The organism is Rhodanobacter sp. FW106-PBR-R2A-2-24 (genome assembly GCF_058789615.1).
This window is the reverse complement of record NZ_JBYTBV010000002.1, coordinates 2,441,592-2,456,009: the sequence shown is the minus strand read 5'-3', so window position 1 is coordinate 2,456,009 and position 14,418 is coordinate 2,441,592. Positions and strand designations below refer to the sequence as shown.

General features: G+C 63.2%; 25 protein-coding genes. All 25 read right to left on the bottom strand.

From position 1 onward, the window contains the following. Nucleotides 1–2: 2 nt before the first annotated feature. The 25 genes from rplO to rpsL all read right to left on the bottom strand — a co-directional run bounded on the left by rplO (nt 3) and on the right by rpsL (nt 14,327). Nucleotides 3–440 (bottom strand): 50S ribosomal protein L15, encoded by a 438-nt coding sequence (gene rplO / locus AC3WQA_RS12320; RefSeq protein WP_492676356.1) that lies wholly within the window; start codon nt 438–440, stop codon nt 3–5. Beyond that, complete coding sequence (rpmD, locus tag AC3WQA_RS12315; protein ID WP_492675335.1) at nt 437–634, bottom strand: 50S ribosomal protein L30; 198 nt, start codon at nt 632–634, stop codon at nt 437–439. Before rpmD ends, rplO begins: the two co-directional genes overlap by 4 nt. Continuing rightward, nucleotides 627–1,136, bottom strand: a complete 510-nt coding sequence (gene rpsE / locus AC3WQA_RS12310; RefSeq protein ID WP_492675334.1) for a 30S ribosomal protein S5 — start codon at nt 1,134–1,136, stop codon at nt 627–629. The genes rpmD and rpsE overlap by 8 nt, the downstream gene beginning before the upstream one ends. A gap of 151 nt (nt 1,137–1,287) precedes the next feature. After that, nucleotides 1,288–1,641: a 50S ribosomal protein L18 gene (gene rplR, locus AC3WQA_RS12305; RefSeq protein WP_492675333.1), complete on the bottom strand. Its 354-nt coding sequence runs from the start codon at nt 1,639–1,641 to the stop codon at nt 1,288–1,290. Between the two features lie 102 nt (nt 1,642–1,743). Continuing rightward, the gene (gene rplF / locus AC3WQA_RS12300) at nt 1,744–2,271 is read right to left on the bottom strand and encodes a 50S ribosomal protein L6 (protein ID WP_492675332.1); all 528 of its coding nucleotides are present in this window, start codon (nt 2,269–2,271) and stop codon (nt 1,744–1,746) included. Between the two features lie 10 nt (nt 2,272–2,281). Beyond that, nucleotides 2,282–2,677 (bottom strand): 30S ribosomal protein S8, encoded by a 396-nt coding sequence (rpsH, locus tag AC3WQA_RS12295; protein ID WP_492675331.1) that lies wholly within the window; start codon nt 2,675–2,677, stop codon nt 2,282–2,284. Between the two features lie 196 nt (nt 2,678–2,873). Continuing rightward, nucleotides 2,874–3,179: a 30S ribosomal protein S14 gene (gene rpsN, locus AC3WQA_RS12290; protein ID WP_492675330.1), complete on the bottom strand. Its 306-nt coding sequence runs from the start codon at nt 3,177–3,179 to the stop codon at nt 2,874–2,876. Between the two features lie 10 nt (nt 3,180–3,189). Then, complete coding sequence (rplE, locus tag AC3WQA_RS12285; RefSeq protein ID WP_492675329.1) at nt 3,190–3,729, bottom strand: 50S ribosomal protein L5; 540 nt, start codon at nt 3,727–3,729, stop codon at nt 3,190–3,192. Nucleotides 3,730–3,740: 11 nt separating this feature from the next. Continuing rightward, nucleotides 3,741–4,055 carry a 50S ribosomal protein L24 gene (rplX, locus tag AC3WQA_RS12280; RefSeq protein ID WP_492675328.1) on the bottom strand — a complete coding sequence of 105 codons (315 nt, stop codon included), beginning with the start codon at nt 4,053–4,055 and terminating at the stop codon, nt 3,741–3,743. Between the two features lie 14 nt (nt 4,056–4,069). Next, on the bottom strand, nt 4,070–4,438 hold the full coding sequence (gene rplN, locus AC3WQA_RS12275; protein WP_492675327.1) for a 50S ribosomal protein L14: 369 nt from the start codon (nt 4,436–4,438) through the stop codon (nt 4,070–4,072). 15 nt (nt 4,439–4,453) lie between these two features. Next, nucleotides 4,454–4,714, bottom strand: a complete 261-nt coding sequence (gene rpsQ / locus AC3WQA_RS12270; protein ID WP_492675326.1) for a 30S ribosomal protein S17 — start codon at nt 4,712–4,714, stop codon at nt 4,454–4,456. Nucleotides 4,715–4,726: 12 nt separating this feature from the next. Continuing rightward, entirely contained in the window at nt 4,727–4,912 is a 186-nt protein-coding gene (gene rpmC / locus AC3WQA_RS12265) for a 50S ribosomal protein L29 (protein ID WP_492675325.1), read from the bottom strand. A gap of 1 nt (nt 4,913) precedes the next feature. Then, nucleotides 4,914–5,327, bottom strand: a complete 414-nt coding sequence (gene rplP / locus AC3WQA_RS12260) for a 50S ribosomal protein L16 (RefSeq protein WP_492675324.1) — start codon at nt 5,325–5,327, stop codon at nt 4,914–4,916. 11 nt (nt 5,328–5,338) lie between these two features. Further along, nucleotides 5,339–6,103, bottom strand: coding sequence for a 30S ribosomal protein S3 (gene rpsC / locus AC3WQA_RS12255; protein ID WP_492675323.1), 765 nt, complete (start codon nt 6,101–6,103; stop codon nt 5,339–5,341). Between the two features lie 15 nt (nt 6,104–6,118). Then, nucleotides 6,119–6,454, bottom strand: a complete 336-nt coding sequence (rplV, locus tag AC3WQA_RS12250) for a 50S ribosomal protein L22 (RefSeq protein WP_492675322.1) — start codon at nt 6,452–6,454, stop codon at nt 6,119–6,121. Beyond that, on the bottom strand, nt 6,454–6,726 hold the full coding sequence (gene rpsS / locus AC3WQA_RS12245; RefSeq protein WP_077481308.1) for a 30S ribosomal protein S19: 273 nt from the start codon (nt 6,724–6,726) through the stop codon (nt 6,454–6,456). Before rpsS ends, rplV begins: the two co-directional genes overlap by 1 nt. A gap of 12 nt (nt 6,727–6,738) precedes the next feature. Next, nucleotides 6,739–7,560 (bottom strand): 50S ribosomal protein L2, encoded by an 822-nt coding sequence (gene rplB / locus AC3WQA_RS12240; RefSeq protein WP_492675321.1) that lies wholly within the window; start codon nt 7,558–7,560, stop codon nt 6,739–6,741. Between the two features lie 17 nt (nt 7,561–7,577). Then, a complete protein-coding gene (gene rplW, locus AC3WQA_RS12235) occupies nt 7,578–7,871 on the bottom strand; it encodes a 50S ribosomal protein L23 (protein WP_492675320.1) in 294 nt (97 codons plus the stop codon). Continuing rightward, a complete protein-coding gene (rplD, locus tag AC3WQA_RS12230; protein ID WP_492675319.1) occupies nt 7,868–8,470 on the bottom strand; it encodes a 50S ribosomal protein L4 in 603 nt (200 codons plus the stop codon). The genes rplW and rplD overlap by 4 nt, the downstream gene beginning before the upstream one ends. Nucleotides 8,471–8,481: 11 nt before the next feature. Continuing rightward, on the bottom strand, nt 8,482–9,123 hold the full coding sequence (gene rplC / locus AC3WQA_RS12225; RefSeq protein WP_492675318.1) for a 50S ribosomal protein L3: 642 nt from the start codon (nt 9,121–9,123) through the stop codon (nt 8,482–8,484). 20 nt (nt 9,124–9,143) lie between these two features. Next, complete coding sequence (rpsJ, locus tag AC3WQA_RS12220; RefSeq protein WP_017461875.1) at nt 9,144–9,455, bottom strand: 30S ribosomal protein S10; 312 nt, start codon at nt 9,453–9,455, stop codon at nt 9,144–9,146. Between the two features lie 410 nt (nt 9,456–9,865). Beyond that, nucleotides 9,866–11,056, bottom strand: coding sequence for an elongation factor Tu (tuf, locus tag AC3WQA_RS12215; RefSeq protein WP_492675317.1), 1,191 nt, complete (start codon nt 11,054–11,056; stop codon nt 9,866–9,868). Nucleotides 11,057–11,208: 152 nt separating this feature from the next. Next, nucleotides 11,209–13,338: an elongation factor G gene (gene fusA / locus AC3WQA_RS12210; protein ID WP_492675316.1), complete on the bottom strand. Its 2,130-nt coding sequence runs from the start codon at nt 13,336–13,338 to the stop codon at nt 11,209–11,211. Between the two features lie 129 nt (nt 13,339–13,467). Continuing rightward, complete coding sequence (gene rpsG / locus AC3WQA_RS12205) at nt 13,468–13,935, bottom strand: 30S ribosomal protein S7 (protein ID WP_492675315.1); 468 nt, start codon at nt 13,933–13,935, stop codon at nt 13,468–13,470. Nucleotides 13,936–13,952: 17 nt separating this feature from the next. Next, complete coding sequence (gene rpsL / locus AC3WQA_RS12200) at nt 13,953–14,327, bottom strand: 30S ribosomal protein S12 (RefSeq protein ID WP_492675314.1); 375 nt, start codon at nt 14,325–14,327, stop codon at nt 13,953–13,955. Nucleotides 14,328–14,418 lie beyond the last annotated feature (91 nt).

Sequence of the window (14,418 nt, the reverse complement as noted above, 5' to 3'; positions counted from 1 at the left end):
GCCTACTCCACGCTGCCGCCGGCCGCCTCGATGGCGGCCTTGGCGCCAGCCGTGGCCAGCAGGCCCGACAGTTTCACCGCGCGACCAATCTCGCCCTTCAGCACGACCTTGACCTTCTTCGCGCGACTGTCGATCAGACCAGCCTTGTGCAGGGCGATCACGTCGATCACGTCGCCTTCGAGGGCGGCGAGCTGGTACAGGAACACCTGCTGGCTCTGCGCTTTCAGCTTGGAACTGAAGCCGACCTTGGGCAGGCGACGCTGCAGCGGCATCTGGCCGCCTTCGAAACCGTACTTGTGCGTGCCGCCCGCGCGGGCGTGCTGACCCTTGTGGCCACGGCCAGCGGTCTTGCCCAGGCCAGAACCGATACCGCGACCCACGCGCAGCTTGGACTTGCGCGAACCTTCGGCGGGCTTGATGTTGTTCAGACGCATGGTTATTCCTCCACCTGAACCAGGTAGTAGACCGTGTTGATCAGGCCGCGCACCTGCGGGCTGTCCTTCAGCTCGCGCACGTCGTTGAGCTTGCCCAGACCCAGCGCCTTGACGCTGAGGCGGTGACGGGCCTGCACGCCGCGCAGACCCTTGACCAGGCGCACGCGCACGGTGGCAGCGGATTCGTTCTTCTTAGCCATTGCCCAGCACCTCGTCCACGGTCTTGCCACGCTTGGCGGCGATCTGCTTCGGCGAAGCCACCGCCTGCAGTCCCTTGATGGTGGCGCGCACCAGATTGATCGGGTTGCGCGAACCGACGGCCTTGGCCAGCACGTTCTTCACGCCGACCACTTCCAGCACGGCACGCATGGCACCACCAGCAATCACGCCGGTACCTTCGGAGGCCGGCTGCATGTAGACGCGGGCCGCGCCGTGGTTGGCCTTGATGGCGTACCACAGGGTGCCGTTATTCAGGTCGATGTTCACCATCTGGCGGCGCGCGCGCTCCATGGCCTTGGAGATGGCCACCGGCACTTCACGTGCCTTGCCATAACCAAAACCCACCTTGCCCTCGCCATCGCCGACGACGGTCAGCGCGGTGAAGCTCATCTGGCGGCCACCCTTGACGGTCTTGGCCACGCGGTTGACGGCGATCAGCTTTTCAAGCAGGCCGTCGGAATTTTCGCGATCGTTGGAAGACATTTCTCGATTCCATGTGCCCGGACCATCCGGGACTTTTGCTTGCGGCTTGGCCGCTTGTTGTTGTTTGCTACAGGAAACGGGGCATCGCGACGAGGAATGGCAGCTTGCCGAAAACCGGGCTTCCCTATTCCCTACTCGCCATGCCCTGAAATCAGAACTTCAGGCCAGCCTCACGCGCAGCCTCGGCCAGCGCCTTGATGCGACCGTGATAGCGGAAACCGGAGCGATCGAACGCCACCGACTCCACGCCAGCGGCCAATGCGCGCTCGGCGACAGCCTTGCCAACGGCAGCCGCGGCAACAAGGTTCTTGGTGCCCTTCAAACCTTCGGCCACCGATTTCTGCACGGTGGAAGCCGCCGCCACCACCTTCTCGCCGGAGGCGTCGAACACCTGCGCGTAAAGATGCTGGCCGGTGCGATGCACCGACAGGCGAGCCACCGCAAGCTTGCGGATGTGGGAGCGCGTGGACTTGGCACGACGCAGGCGGGATTCGTTCTTGTTCATCTGTTTGTTCCTCGAAAGCGGATTGGCTTGAAATGTCTGTTACCTGCTCTTGGTGAAGCGTGCGGCCAAAGATGGCCACTTCTTCGCGCAGGGACAGCGCATTTACGCCTTCTTGGCTTCCTTCAGGGTGATCTTCTCGCCGGAGTAACGCACGCCCTTGCCCTTGTAGGGCTCCGGCGGACGGAAACCGCGAATCTTGGCGGCCACCTGGCCCACGACCTGCTTATCCGAACCCTTGATGAGGATCTCGGTCTGCGTCGGGGTTTCCAGGGTGATACCGACCGGCGCTTCGAACACCACCGGATGGGAGAAACCCAGGCTGAGGTTCAGAGCCTTGCCGGCCATGGAGGCGCGATAACCCACGCCGACCAGCTCCAGCTTGCGCTCGTAACCCTCGGATACGCCCTTGACCATATTCGCCAGCAGCGCACGCGCAGTACCGCCGAACTTGTCCTCGGCGCCTGCGGCCAGCTGAATGTTGACGGCAGCGCCGTCAATCGCCAGCGACACGCCCGGCAGGACGTGCGTGGACAGGGTGCCCTTGGGGCCCTTCACGGTGAAACTCTCGGCGGTAACCGCAAGCTCCACGCCCTTGGGCAGGTTGATCGTCTTCTTGGCAACACGAGACATCGTCGGCTCCTTAGGCGACCTGACCGATGACTTCGCCGCCCAGACCCTTGGCACGGGCCTGCGCGTCGGTCATGAGGCCGGCGGACGTCGAAATGATGGAGACGCCCAGACCACCGAGCACCTTCGGCAAGACATCTTTGCCGCGATAGATGCGCAGGCCGGAGCGGCTGACGCGAGCGATCGACTCAATGGCCGGGCGACCCTCGAAATACTTCAGTTTGATCTCAAGCGTCGGCTTGCCTTCCACCTGGGTGGATTGCGCGTCGAGGATATAGCCTTCGCTCTTGAGGAGGTTGGCGATCGCCAACTTCAGCTTGGACGACGGCATGCTTACCGTCGGCTTGCCCACCAGCTGGGCGTTGCGGACACGCGTAAACATGTCGGCGATGGGATCAGTCATGCTCATGAAAACATCCTTCAGAGTGCACCGATATCCGAGTAACCGGAAATCAACCAGATTGTGAGGCCGACAGATGGCCATTCTGCCTTGCGCAGACCGCCTACTATATCAGCACTTCCGGCATTTGGCGAATACCGGTGCATTTCGTGGGTCGGCGGCACCGCCGCCAGCCATTCCGGCCCGTGAGGGCCGGCGGGTGGAATTACCAGCTGGCCTTGTGCAGGCCCGGCACATCACCACGCATGGTGGCTTCGCGCAGCTTGTTGCGACCGAGGCCGAACTTCGCATACACGGCGCGCGGGCGGCCGGTCAGCGCGCAACGGGTGCGCTGGCGTACCGGGCTGGCGTCACGCGGAAGCTTCTGCAGCTTGGCCTGGGCCGCCATCTTCTCGTCATACGAGGCAGCGGGGCTCAGCACGATCGCCTTCAGCTCGGCACGCTTGGCAGCATGCTTCTTGGCCAGCTTGGTCCGCTTGATGTCGCGGTTGACCATCGAGGTCTTTGCCATGAAGTTTCTCTCAATTCCTGAAGGGGAAGCTGAAGGCTTCCAGCAGTGCCTTGGCCTCGGCGTCGGTCTTCGCCGTGGTGGTGATGGCGATGTCCATGCCGCGCATCGCATCAACGGCATCAAAATCGATTTCCGGGAAAATGATCTGTTCCCTGATGCCGAAGTTGAAATTGCCACGGCCATCGAAGGCGCGACCCGACACACCACGGAAATCGCGGGTACGGGGCAGCGAGATGTTGATCAGGCGATCCAGGAACTCGAACATCTGGGCGCGGCGCAGGGTGACCTTGCAACCGATCGGCCAGCCGTCGCGGATCTTGAACGAGGCCACGGAAACGCGCGCCTTGGTCGTGATCGGCTTCTGGCCGGAGATCTTGGCCATGTCGGCCACGGCATTTTCAAGAATCTTCTTGTTGCCGGCAGCTTCGCCCACGCCCATGTTCAGCGTGATCTTGGTGATGCGCGGAACCTGCATCACGTTCTGGTAGCCGAACTTCTCGGTGAGCTTCGGCACTACCTGCTCTTTGTAAAACGTCTCAAGGCGCGTCATGTCATTGATCCTTACGCGTCCACGACCTCGCCAGTCGAACGGAACACGCGGACCTTGCGCCCATCAGCGAGCGTCTTGGCGCCAACGCGTTCACCCTTGTTCGAGGCGGGGTTGAACAGTTGCACATTGGAGAGATGGATCGAGGCCTCACGCTCGACGATGCCGCCGGCCTGCTGGGCCTGCGGATTCGGCTTGGTGTGGCGCTTGACCAGGTTCACGTTGGCGACGAACACGCGCTCGCCGTCCACACGCAGCACTTCGCCGCGCTGACCCTTGTTTTTGCCGGCGATCACGAGGATCTGATCGCCCTTGCGGATACGGTTCATATTCAGGACCTCGCTCAGAGCACTTCGGGCGCGAGCGAGACGATCTTCATGAACTTCTCGCTGCGCAGCTCGCGGGTAACCGGCCCGAAGATACGGGTACCGATCGGCTCGAGCTTGTTGTTGAGGAGCACCGCTGCATTGCCGTCGAAACGGATCAGCGAGCCATCGGGACGACGCACGCCCTTGGCGGTACGCACCACCACGGCGTTGTACACCTCGCCCTTCTTCACCTTGCCGCGCGGGATGGCATCCTTGATGGCGACCTTGATGACGTCGCCGATCGCGGCGTAGCGGCGATGCGAGCCGCCGAGCACCTTGATGCACATCAGTTCTTTGGCGCCGCTGTTGTCCGCTGCGGAAAGCGTGCTTTGCATCTGGATCATGGCTGCACCCTCCCCTTAGACGTTGGCACGCGTGATGATTTCAACCACGCGATGATGTTTGGTCTTGGACAGCGGGCGGCACTCGGCGATACGCACGAGGTCTCCCTCGTTCGCACCCAGGTCGTCCTGCGCGTGCAGTTTGGTCGACCGGCGCAGGATCTTGCCCAGCAGGCCGTGCTGCACCTGGCGCTCGATCAGGACGGTGACCGTTTTGTCCATCTTGTTGCTGATGACGCGGCCCTCAAGGGTGCGTGCCTGCTTGTTCTCATCGCTCATCTCGGCGCTCCCTTACTTCTTCGCGCCGAGCACGAACTTCGTGCGGGCGATGTCGCGCCGGACGCGGCGCAGCTGATGCGGCTGGCTGAGCTGGCCGGCGCCCTTCTGCATGCGCAGATTGAACTGTTCCTTGCGCAGGTCGAGCAGGTGCTGGTTGAGCTCGTCGGCCGACTTGGTGGTCAGATCTTTGATGGCCATATCACATCACCGCCCGGGTCACGAACTGGGTCTGCACCGAGAGCTTGGCAGCCGCCAGGCGGAATGCCTCGCGCGCCGAGATCTCGTCGATGCCTTCGATTTCATACAACATACGACCAGGCTGGATCGGGGCGACCCAGAACTCGACGCTGCCCTTGCCGGCGCCCATACGCACTTCGATGGGCTTCTTGGTGATCGGCTTGTCCGGGAACACGCGGATCCACAACTTGCCGCCACGCTTGACGAAACGGGTGATGCAACGACGGCCGGCCTCGATCTGGCGCGCGGTGAGCGCACCGTGGGTGGTCGCCTTCAGGCCGAATTCGCCGAAGCTGACGAGGTTGGCACACTGTGCCAGGCCCCCGTTGCGGCCCTTGAACTGCTTGCGGTATTTGGTTCGCTTGGGTTGCAACATGGCAACTCTCCTTACTTCGCCGAACGCTCGCGACGGCCTTCGCCATCACGGTCACGGCGCGGTTCGCGGTCACGACGGCCTTCGCCACCCTCGCGGCGCGACGACGGCGCCGGGGACTCGTCCTTCGGCTCCTGGCCGATCTGGGTCACGTCGAAGATCTCGCCCTTGTAGACCCACACCTTGATGCCGATGATGCCGTACTGCGTCTTGGCTTCGGCCGTGCCGTAGTCGATGTCGGCACGCAGGGTGTGCAGCGGCACGCGACCTTCGCGGGCCCACTCGGAGCGGGCGATCTCGGCGCCATTCAGACGCCCGGACACGTTGATCTTGATGCCCAGGGCACCCAGGCGCATCGCGTTGCCCACCGAGCGCTTCATCGCGCGGCGGAACATGATGCGGCGCTCAAGCTGCTGCGCGATCGACTCGGCCACCAGCTGGGCGTCCAGTTCGGGCTTGCGCACTTCGTTGACGTTGATGTGCGTCGGGACGCCCATCAGGTCGGAAACTTCCTTGCGCAGCTTCTCGATGTCCTCGCCCTTCTTGCCGATCACCACGCCCGGACGGGCAGTGTGGATCGTCACGCGCGCGGTCTTGGCCGGGCGCTCGATCAGGATCTTCGAGATGCCGGCGGCGGCCAGCTTCTTCTTGAGCACCTCGCGAACCTTGATGTCCGCCACGAGATACTTTGCGTAATCGCCCTTGTTGGCGTACCACTTGGCATTCCAGTCCTTGGCGATGCCGAGGCGGATGCCGGTGGGATGAACTTTATGACCCATCGTCTTGTGTCCCCGTCAGTTGCCAACGACCACGGTGATGTGGCTGGTGCGCTTCAGGATGCGCGAACCGCGGCCTTTGGCGCGGGCGAACATGCGCTTCATCGCCGGACCTTCGTCGACGAAAATACGCGCCACTTTCAACTCGTCGACGTCGGCACCGAGGTTGTTCTCGGCGTTGGCGACGGCCGAGAGCAGCACCTTGCGCACAAGGTGGGCGGCCTTCTTGTTGGTAAAGGCGAGCACGTCGCTGGCCCGGCCCACGGGCATGCCGCGGACCAGGTCGGCCACCAGGCGTGCCTTCTGCGCCGAAATGCGGGCGCTGCGCAGGATCGCTTTGGCTTCAGTGCTCATCACTTGCCCTTCTTGTCGCCGACGTGGCCCTTGAAGGTGCGTGTCACCGCGAACTCGCCGAGCTTGTGCCCGACCATGTTCTCGTTGACGAGCACCGGCACGTGCTGGCGGCCGTTGTGGATGGCGATGGTCAAGCCCACCATTTCGGGCAGGATCATCGAGCGGCGCGACCAGGTCTTGATCGGGCGCTTGTTGTTGGCGGAAACCGCGGCTTCCACCTTCTTGGCGAGGTGAAGGTCGACAAACGGACCTTTCTTCAGAGAGCGTGGCATGTCGGGTTCCTGTTACTTGCGACGACGCACGATGAGGTGCTGCGTGCGCTTGTTGTTGCGGGTCTTGTAACCCTTGGTCGGCGTGCCCCAGGGACTGACCGGGTGGCGACCACCGGAGGTGCGGCCTTCGCCGCCGCCGTGCGGGTGGTCGACCGGGTTCATCACCACGCCGCGCACGGTCGGGCGAATGCCCATCCAACGCTTGACGCCGGCCTTGCCGAGCTTCTTGAGGCTGTGCTCGCCGTTGCCCACTTCGCCGATGGTGGCGCGGCACTCGACCGGCACGCGGCGCATTTCGCCGGAGCGCAGGCGCAACGTGGCATAACCGGATTCGCGGGCTACCAGCTGCACCGAGGCGCCGGCGCTGCGGGCGATCTGCGCGCCCTTGCCAGGCTTCATCTCGATGCAGTGGATGGTGGAGCCCACCGGGATCGAACGCAGCTGCAGGCAGTTGCCCACCTTGATCGGCGCATCGTGCCCGGACAACAGGCGATCGCCCACCTGCACGCCCTTGGGCGCGATGATGTAGCGGCGCTCGCCATCGGCGTAGCACAGCAGCGCGATGTGCGCGGTACGGTTCGGATCGTATTCGATGCGCTCGACCTTGGCGGCAATGCCTTCCTTGTCGCGCTTGAAGTCGATGATGCGGTAATGCTGCTTGTGACCACCGCCGCGATGACGCGTGGTGATACGACCAAAGTGATTGCGACCACCGGTCTTGGACTGCGCCTCGGTCAACGGCGCGTAGGGCGCGCCCTTGTGCAGGCCTTCCGTCTTGACGCTGACAGCGTCACGACGGCCGGGCGAGGTCGGCTTATGGTTGATTAGTGCCATCTCACGAAACTCCTGGCTCAGGCCTTGGCCGACACGTCGATGGACTGACCATCAGCGAGGCGCACATAAGCCTTGCGCTTGCCCTGGCGGCTGCCCGCGCGGGAACGAAAGGACTTGACCTTGCCCTTGGTGTTGACGAGGTTCACCTGTTCGACTTTGACATCGAACATCTTCTCCACCGCCGCACGGACATCGGCCTTGGTCGCCGCGGGGGCTACCACGAAAACGTACTGGTTGTGCTCGCTGACACGGGCCGATTTCTCGGAGATGTGCGGCGCACGCAGCGTGTCGAGAATGCGTTCGTTGCTCATGCCAGCCACTCCTCGATCTTCTTCACGGCGTCGACCGTCAGCACCACATGGTCGGAACCGACCAGGCTGACCGGGTTCAGCGCCATCACGTCGACGACGTGCAGGTAGGGAATATTGCGCGCAGCCAAGTACAAGGCCTCGTTGGCGTCCTCAGACACCAGCAGCACGCGACCAGCGATTTCCAGCTCCTTGAGCCGGGCGATCATCGCCTTGGTCTTGGGCTGCTCGACGCCGAAGCCCTCGACCACCTTGATGCGGCCCTGACGGTTCAGCTCGGCCAGGATCGAACGGATCGCGACGCGATAGGCCTTGCGATTGACCTTCTGCTCGAAGCTGCGCGGCTTCGCGGCAAAGGTCACGCCGCCACCCACGAAGATCGGCGCGCGGTAGTCGCCGTGACGGGCGCCGCCGCCCTTCTGCTTCTTGAACTTCTTGGTGGTGCCCGACATCTCGCCACGCGAGAGCTGCGCCTTGGTGCCGGCGCGAGCGCCAGCCTGGTACGCAACCACCACCTGGTGGATCAGGGCCTGCTTGAACTCGCCGCCGAACACTTCGTCGGATACGGCAAGCGGCTTGGCGCCAATGACATTCAGTTCCATGGCGTCTCTCCTCAACCCTTGGTGGTCGGACGGATGACGACGTCGCCGCCGGCCGCGCCGGGGACGGCGCCCTTCACCGCGATCAGGTGACGCTCGGCGTCAACCTTGACCACTTCCAGGCCTTGCTGGGTGCGGTTCACGTTGCCCATCTGGCCCGCCATCTTCTTGCCGGGGAACACACGCCCCGGCGTCTGGCGCTGACCGATCGAACCCGGCGCGCGGTGCGACAGCGAGTTGCCGTGCGTGGCATCGCCCATCTTGAAGTTCCAGCGCTTGATGGTGCCCTGGAAGCCCTTGCCCTTGGAAACGCCGGCCACGTCGACGATCTGACCCGCCGAGAACACGTCCTCGGCCTTGATCTCGGCGCCCACGCTGTACTTGCCGAGATCCTCGGCAGCGACGCGGAATTCCCACAAGCCGCGGCCCGGCTCGACCTTGGCCTTGGCGTAATGGCCCTTCAGCGGCGCCGTCAGCAGACTGGCGCGCTTCACGCCCGCCGCGACCTGCACCGCGCTGTAACCGTCATTGTCTTCCGTCTTCAACTGAGTGACGCGATTCGGGGTGGCCTCGATCAAGGTCACCGGAATCGAGCGCCCATCCTCAGTGAAGAGTCGGCTCATGCCGCACTTGCGGCCTACCAGTCCGATACTCATGTTCGTATCCTGTCTATCGCTCAACCGAGCTTGATCTGAACATCGACGCCAGCGGCGAGATCAAGCTTCATGAGCGCGTCCACGGTCTTGTCGTTGGGATCGACGATGTCGAGCACGCGCTTGTGGGTACGGGTTTCGTACTGGTCGCGTGCATCTTTGTCGACGTGCGGCGACACCAGGATGGTGTAGCGCTCGATCTTGGTCGGGAGCGGGATGGGGCCCAGCACCGTGGCGCCGGTACGCTTGGCCGTCTCGACGATCTCACTGGCCGAGCGGTCGATCAGACGATGATCGTACGCCTTGAGCCGAATGCGAATCTTCTGGTTCGCCATAAACCGTGTCCTGTTATCAAAAGAACTTGGAATGTGCAACGAGGCGGCTTCTCACTGCCCCGCAACTGCTTTTGAAACCACCGGACTCCGCCTGCGCGGAATTCCGACTCGAAAACGCCAAGCGAGCATGCACTGCTCGCCTGGCGCAAATCCTGCCGCGCAATCTGACCAGACTACGGAACGCATCCGGATCCGGTCAGCGCGATGGCCGTCCACGGCCGGCGAACTCGAAGCACATCCTGCGCCTCATTTCGCGGTGAGCCGACCAAAACCAGTTTGGCCAGCAAGGGAGCTGCGAAGTATAACGGAAAATCCGGCGCGTGGGAAGAACCCGCGCAAAAGACTCAAACCGAGCGACTCAGCCAAAGCGGAAGAGTTCGCACTCTTCCGCTTCACCATGCCTCACGCGATTACTTGATGACCTTGGCCACCACGCCGGCGCCGACGGTGCGGCCGCCTTCGCGGATGGCGAAGCGCAGGCCGTCGTCCATCGCGATCGGGTGAATCAGGCTCACCACCATCTTCACGTTGTCGCCAGGCATCACCATTTCCACGCCTTCCGGCAGCTGCACCGCGCCGGTCACGTCGGTGGTACGGAAGTAGAACTGCGGACGGTAGCCCTTGAAGAACGGCGTGTGACGACCGCCCTCTTCCTTCGACAACACATACACCTCGGCCTCGAAGTCCGTGTGCGGCGTGATCGTGCCCGGCTTCGCCAGCACCTGACCGCGCTCCACGTCGTCGCGCTTCAGACCGCGCAGCAACAGGCCCACGTTGTCGCCCGCCTGGCCTTGATCCAGCAGCTTGCGGAACATTTCCACGCCGGTCACCGTGGTCTTCTGCGTCGGGCGAATGCCCACGACCTCGATTTCCTCACCGACCTTGACGATGCCGCGCTCCACACGCCCGGTCACCACCGTGCCACGGCCGGAGATCGAGAACACGTCTTCCACCGGCATCAGAAACGGCCGATCCAGCGCACGCACCGGCTCCGGAATGTAGCTGTCCAGTGCATCGACCAGCTTGATGATCGACGGCACGCCGATCTCGCTCTGGTCGCCTTCCAGCGCCAGCTTGGCCGAACCGTGGATCATCGGCGTGTCGTCGCCCGGGAAGTCGTACTTCGACAGCAGCTCGCGCACTTCCATCTCGACCAACTCGAGCAGCTCGGCGTCGTCCACCATGTCCGCCTTGTTCAGGTAGACCACGATGTACGGCACGCCCACCTGGCGCGACAGCAGGATGTGTTCGCGCGTCTGCGGCATCGGGCCGTCCGCGGCCGAGCACACCAGGATCGCGCCGTCCATCTGCGCCGCACCCGTGATCATGTTCTTCACGTAGTCGGCATGGCCCGGGCAGTCCACGTGCGCGTAGTGGCGCAGCGGCGACTCGTATTCCACGTGCGCCGTCGAGATCGTGATGCCGCGCGCCTTTTCTTCCGGCGCCGCGTCGATCGCGTCATAGGCCTTGAACTCGCCACCGAAACGCTCCGCGCCAACCTTCGTCAGCGCCGCCGTCAGCGTCGTCTTGCCGTGGTCCACGTGACCGATCGTGCCCACGTTCACGTGGGGCTTGGTGCGCTCGAACTTGCCCTTTGCCATGATGATGACCTCTAGATAGTGCTTGCTGTCAGTGCGGCTGGCGCCGCGTCGTTTGATTTACGCGACCAGAGGGCCGCACTGCTTTCTTGAAAAGTGCGGCCATGGATGACCGCTTTTTGATTTGCCTTTGCGCTCATGGATGAGCGCAAAAGTCACGCTTTCTTTACGACCTGCTCGGCGATGTTGTTCGGCGCCTCGGCGTAGTGGTCGAACTCCATCGTGAAGGTGGCGCGCCCCTGGGTCAGCGAACGGATCGTGGTCGCGTAGCCGAACATCTCGCCCAGCGGCACGAACGCATCGATGGTCTTGCCCGACGGCGTGTCTTCCTGGCCACGCAGGATGCCGCGACGACGGCTCATGTCGCCCATCACATCGCCCACGTAATCTTCCGGCGTCACCACTTCGACCTTCATGATCGGCTCAAGCAGCACCGGCGACGCCTTGGCGAAGCCTTGTTTGAAGGCCATCGAAGCGGCCAGTTTGAACGCCATTTCGGACGAGTCGACGTCGTGGTAGGAGCCGAACACCAGCTTCACCTTGACGCCCACCACCGGGAAGCCAGCCATCGGGCCGCTGGTGATGGTTTCGCGCAGACCCTTTTCGACCGAGGGAATGAACTCCTTCGGAATCACGCCGCCACTGATCTCGTTCAGGAACAGGAAGTCGTCCTTGATCTGCGCGGAGAGCTTCTGATCGGCACGATCGGCGTCGCTGATGGGCGACATCTCGATCACCACGTGGCCGTACTGACCCTTGCCGCCGGACTGCTTGGCGTGCTTGTAGTCGCTCTTGACGTCGCTGGAGCGGATTGTTTCGCGGTAAGCCACCTGCGGCTTGCCGACGTTGGCCTCGACGTTGAACTCGCGGCGCATGCGATCGACGATGATGTCCAGGTGCAGCTCGCCCATGCCCGAAATAATGGTCTGGCCGGATTCCTCGTCGGTACGCACGCGGAAGGACGGGTCTTCGGCAGCCAGACGGCCCAGCGCGATACCCATTTTCTCCTGGTCGGATTTGGTCTTCGGCTCCACCGCCATCGAAATCACCGGCTCCGGGAACGTCATGCGCTCCAGGGTAATGACATGATCCTGCGAGCACAGCGTATCGCCGGTCGTCACGTCCTTCAGGCCGACCGCAGCGGCGATGTCGCCGGCACGGACTTCCTTCAATTCATGGCGATCATTGGCGTGCATCTGCAGGATGCGACCGATGCGCTCCTTCTTGGACTTCACCGGGTTGTAGACGGCATCGCCGGCATTCAGCACGCCCGAGTAGACGCGGAAGAAGGTCAGCGAGCCCACGAACGGGTCGGTCATGATCTTGAACGCGAGCGCGGAGAACGGCGCCGTGTCCGTGGCCTCGCGGTGCGCTTCCTTCTCGTTTTCGTCCATGCCAGCCACCGGCGGACGATCGGTCGGCGACGGCAGCAGGTGCACCACGGCATCCAGCATCGCCTGCACACCCTTGTTCTTGAAGGCGGTGCCGCAATAGACCGGAATGATTTCGCTGGCCAGCGTGCGCTGACGCAGGCCGGCATAAATCTCGTCCTCGGAAAGGTCGCCCCCTTCGAGGTACTTGTTCATCAACTCCTCGCTGGCCTCGGCGGCGGACTCGACCATGAAGCCACGTGCCTCGACGGCCTTGTCCATCAGGTTGGCGGGAATGTCGGTGTACTCGAACTTCATGCCTTGCGAAGGCATGTCCCAGACGATGGCCTTCATCTTGATGAGGTCGACCACGCCGTCGAAGTTGTCCTCGGCGCCGATCGGCACCACCATCGGCACCGGGTGTGCACCCAGACGCGCTTTCAGCTGGCTCACGACCTTGTCGAAGTTGGCGCCGGTGCGATCCATCTTGTTGACGAACGCGAGGCGCGGCACCTTGTACTTGTTGGCCTGGCGCCACACGGTTTCGGACTGCGGCTGCACACCACCGACCGCGCACAGCACGAACACCGCGCCGTCGAGCACGCGCAACGAGCGCTCCACTTCGATGGTGAAGTCGACGTGCCCGGGGGTATCAATGATGTTGAAGCGGTACTGCTCCATCGAACCATCCATGCCCTTCCAGAAGGCCGTGGTGGCCGCGGAGGTGATGGTGATGCCGCGCTCCTGCTCCTGCTCCATCCAGTCCATCGTGGCCGCGCCGTCGTGCACTTCGCCGATCTTGTGCGAGACGCCGGTGTAGAACAGGATGCGCTCCGTCGTGGTGGTTTTGCCGGCATCGATGTGAGCCATGATGCCGAAGTTGCGGTAGCGCTCGATGGGTGTGGTGCGTGCCATGGTCGTATCCGGCGGAGTTCCATCCCCGAAAGGTCAGCGGCGGCCATCCGGGCCGCTCTATCAAGAAAAATCCGGCGCAAGCGCCGGCTTGTGCGGTGCCGGCCCGAAGGCCGGCGCCAGTACCGCCGCTTACCAGCGGTAGTGCGAGAAGGCCTTGTTGGCTTCCGCCATGCGATGCGTTTCCTCACGCTTCTTGGCAGCGCCACCACGACTCTCGGAGGCCTCCTGCAACTCGGCAGCCAGCTTGCGCGGCATCGAGGTCTCGCCACGCTTGCGCGCCGCCTCGATCACCCAACGCATGGCCAGCGCCATGCGACGCCCCGAACGCACCTCGACTGGCACCTGATAAGTGGCGCCACCAACGCGGCGGGACTTTACCTCGACGGCAGGCGCGACGTTGTTCAGCGCCTTCTCGACCAGCGCCACCGGCTCGGCGTGCTTCTCGCCCAGGTGATCGAGTGCGCCGTAGACGATGCTCTCGGCCACCGACTTCTTGCCACTCTTCATCACCATGTTGATGAAGCGCGCGATCAGCTGGCTACCGTGCTTGGGATCGGGCAGCACCACGCGGGCGGGATGGGAACCTTTACGCGACATAGTTAATTCCTAGAGTCTCAGGACTTCGGGCGCTTGGCGCCGTACTTCGAGCGCGACTGGCGGCGCTTGGTGACGCCGGCGCAATCGAGGCTGCCGCGCACCGTGTGGTAACGCACGCCCGGCAGATCCTTGACACGACCGCCGCGGATCAGCACCACCGAGTGCTCCTGCAGGTTGTGGCCTTCGCCGCCGATATACGAGATGACCTCGTAACCATTGGTCAGGCGCACCTTGGCCACCTTGCGCAGTGCCGAGTTCGGCTTCTTCGGAGTGGTCGTATAAACGCGCGTGCAGACGCCACGGCGCTGCGGGCTGTTCTGCAAGGCAGGCGAAGCGCTCTTGTAGCTCTTCGGGCTGCGGGATTTGCGCACCAACTGGTTGATAGTCGCCATGCGTAGCCTATTCGTGAAAACATAAAGGCAGCCCGAACACGCTCGGTCTGCCAAGAAGCGGGAATATAACATGGACGGCCTGTCACAGACA

What these genes read in the sequence shown, in the direction of transcription:
- rpsC (WP_492675323.1), bottom strand. Translation starts at nt 6,103, where the DNA reads ATGGGTCATAAAGTTCATCCCACCGGCATCCGCCTCGGCATCGCCAAG.
- rplR (WP_492675333.1), bottom strand. Translation starts at nt 1,641, where the DNA reads ATGAACAAGAACGAATCCCGCCTGCGTCGTGCCAAGTCCACGCGCTCC.
- rplB (WP_492675321.1), bottom strand. Translation starts at nt 7,560, where the DNA reads ATGGCACTAATCAACCATAAGCCGACCTCGCCCGGCCGTCGTGACGCT.
- rplW (WP_492675320.1), bottom strand. Translation starts at nt 7,871, where the DNA reads ATGAGCAACGAACGCATTCTCGACACGCTGCGTGCGCCGCACATCTCC.
- rplX (WP_492675328.1), bottom strand. Translation starts at nt 4,055, where the DNA reads ATGAACCGTATCCGCAAGGGCGATCAGATCCTCGTGATCGCCGGCAAA.
- rpsQ (WP_492675326.1), bottom strand. Translation starts at nt 4,714, where the DNA reads ATGAGCGATGAGAACAAGCAGGCACGCACCCTTGAGGGCCGCGTCATC.
- rpmD (WP_492675335.1), bottom strand. Translation starts at nt 634, where the DNA reads ATGGCTAAGAAGAACGAATCCGCTGCCACCGTGCGCGTGCGCCTGGTC.
- rplF (WP_492675332.1), bottom strand. Translation starts at nt 2,271, where the DNA reads ATGTCTCGTGTTGCCAAGAAGACGATCAACCTGCCCAAGGGCGTGGAG.
- rplP (WP_492675324.1), bottom strand. Translation starts at nt 5,327, where the DNA reads ATGTTGCAACCCAAGCGAACCAAATACCGCAAGCAGTTCAAGGGCCGC.
- rpsH (WP_492675331.1), bottom strand. Translation starts at nt 2,677, where the DNA reads ATGAGCATGACTGATCCCATCGCCGACATGTTTACGCGTGTCCGCAAC.
- rpsS (WP_077481308.1), bottom strand. Translation starts at nt 6,726, where the DNA reads ATGCCACGCTCTCTGAAGAAAGGTCCGTTTGTCGACCTTCACCTCGCC.
- rpsL (WP_492675314.1), bottom strand. Translation starts at nt 14,327, where the DNA reads ATGGCGACTATCAACCAGTTGGTGCGCAAATCCCGCAGCCCGAAGAGC.
- rpsG (WP_492675315.1), bottom strand. Translation starts at nt 13,935, where the DNA reads ATGTCGCGTAAAGGTTCCCATCCCGCCCGCGTGGTGCTGCCCGATCCC.
- rplV (WP_492675322.1), bottom strand. Translation starts at nt 6,454, where the DNA reads ATGAGCACTGAAGCCAAAGCGATCCTGCGCAGCGCCCGCATTTCGGCG.
- rplD (WP_492675319.1), bottom strand. Translation starts at nt 8,470, where the DNA reads ATGGAACTGAATGTCATTGGCGCCAAGCCGCTTGCCGTATCCGACGAA.
- rpmC (WP_492675325.1), bottom strand. Translation starts at nt 4,912, where the DNA reads ATGGCCATCAAAGATCTGACCACCAAGTCGGCCGACGAGCTCAACCAG.
- rplE (WP_492675329.1), bottom strand. Translation starts at nt 3,729, where the DNA reads ATGACGCGCCTTGAGACGTTTTACAAAGAGCAGGTAGTGCCGAAGCTC.
- rpsN (WP_492675330.1), bottom strand. Translation starts at nt 3,179, where the DNA reads ATGGCAAAGACCTCGATGGTCAACCGCGACATCAAGCGGACCAAGCTG.
- fusA (WP_492675316.1), bottom strand. Translation starts at nt 13,338, where the DNA reads ATGGCACGCACCACACCCATCGAGCGCTACCGCAACTTCGGCATCATG.
- rplC (WP_492675318.1), bottom strand. Translation starts at nt 9,123, where the DNA reads ATGAGTATCGGACTGGTAGGCCGCAAGTGCGGCATGAGCCGACTCTTC.
- tuf (WP_492675317.1), bottom strand. Translation starts at nt 11,056, where the DNA reads ATGGCAAAGGGCAAGTTCGAGCGCACCAAGCCCCACGTGAACGTGGGC.
- rpsE (WP_492675334.1), bottom strand. Translation starts at nt 1,136, where the DNA reads ATGTCTTCCAACGATCGCGAAAATTCCGACGGCCTGCTTGAAAAGCTG.
- rplN (WP_492675327.1), bottom strand. Translation starts at nt 4,438, where the DNA reads ATGATCCAGATGCAAAGCACGCTTTCCGCAGCGGACAACAGCGGCGCC.
- rpsJ (WP_017461875.1), bottom strand. Translation starts at nt 9,455, where the DNA reads ATGGCGAACCAGAAGATTCGCATTCGGCTCAAGGCGTACGATCATCGT.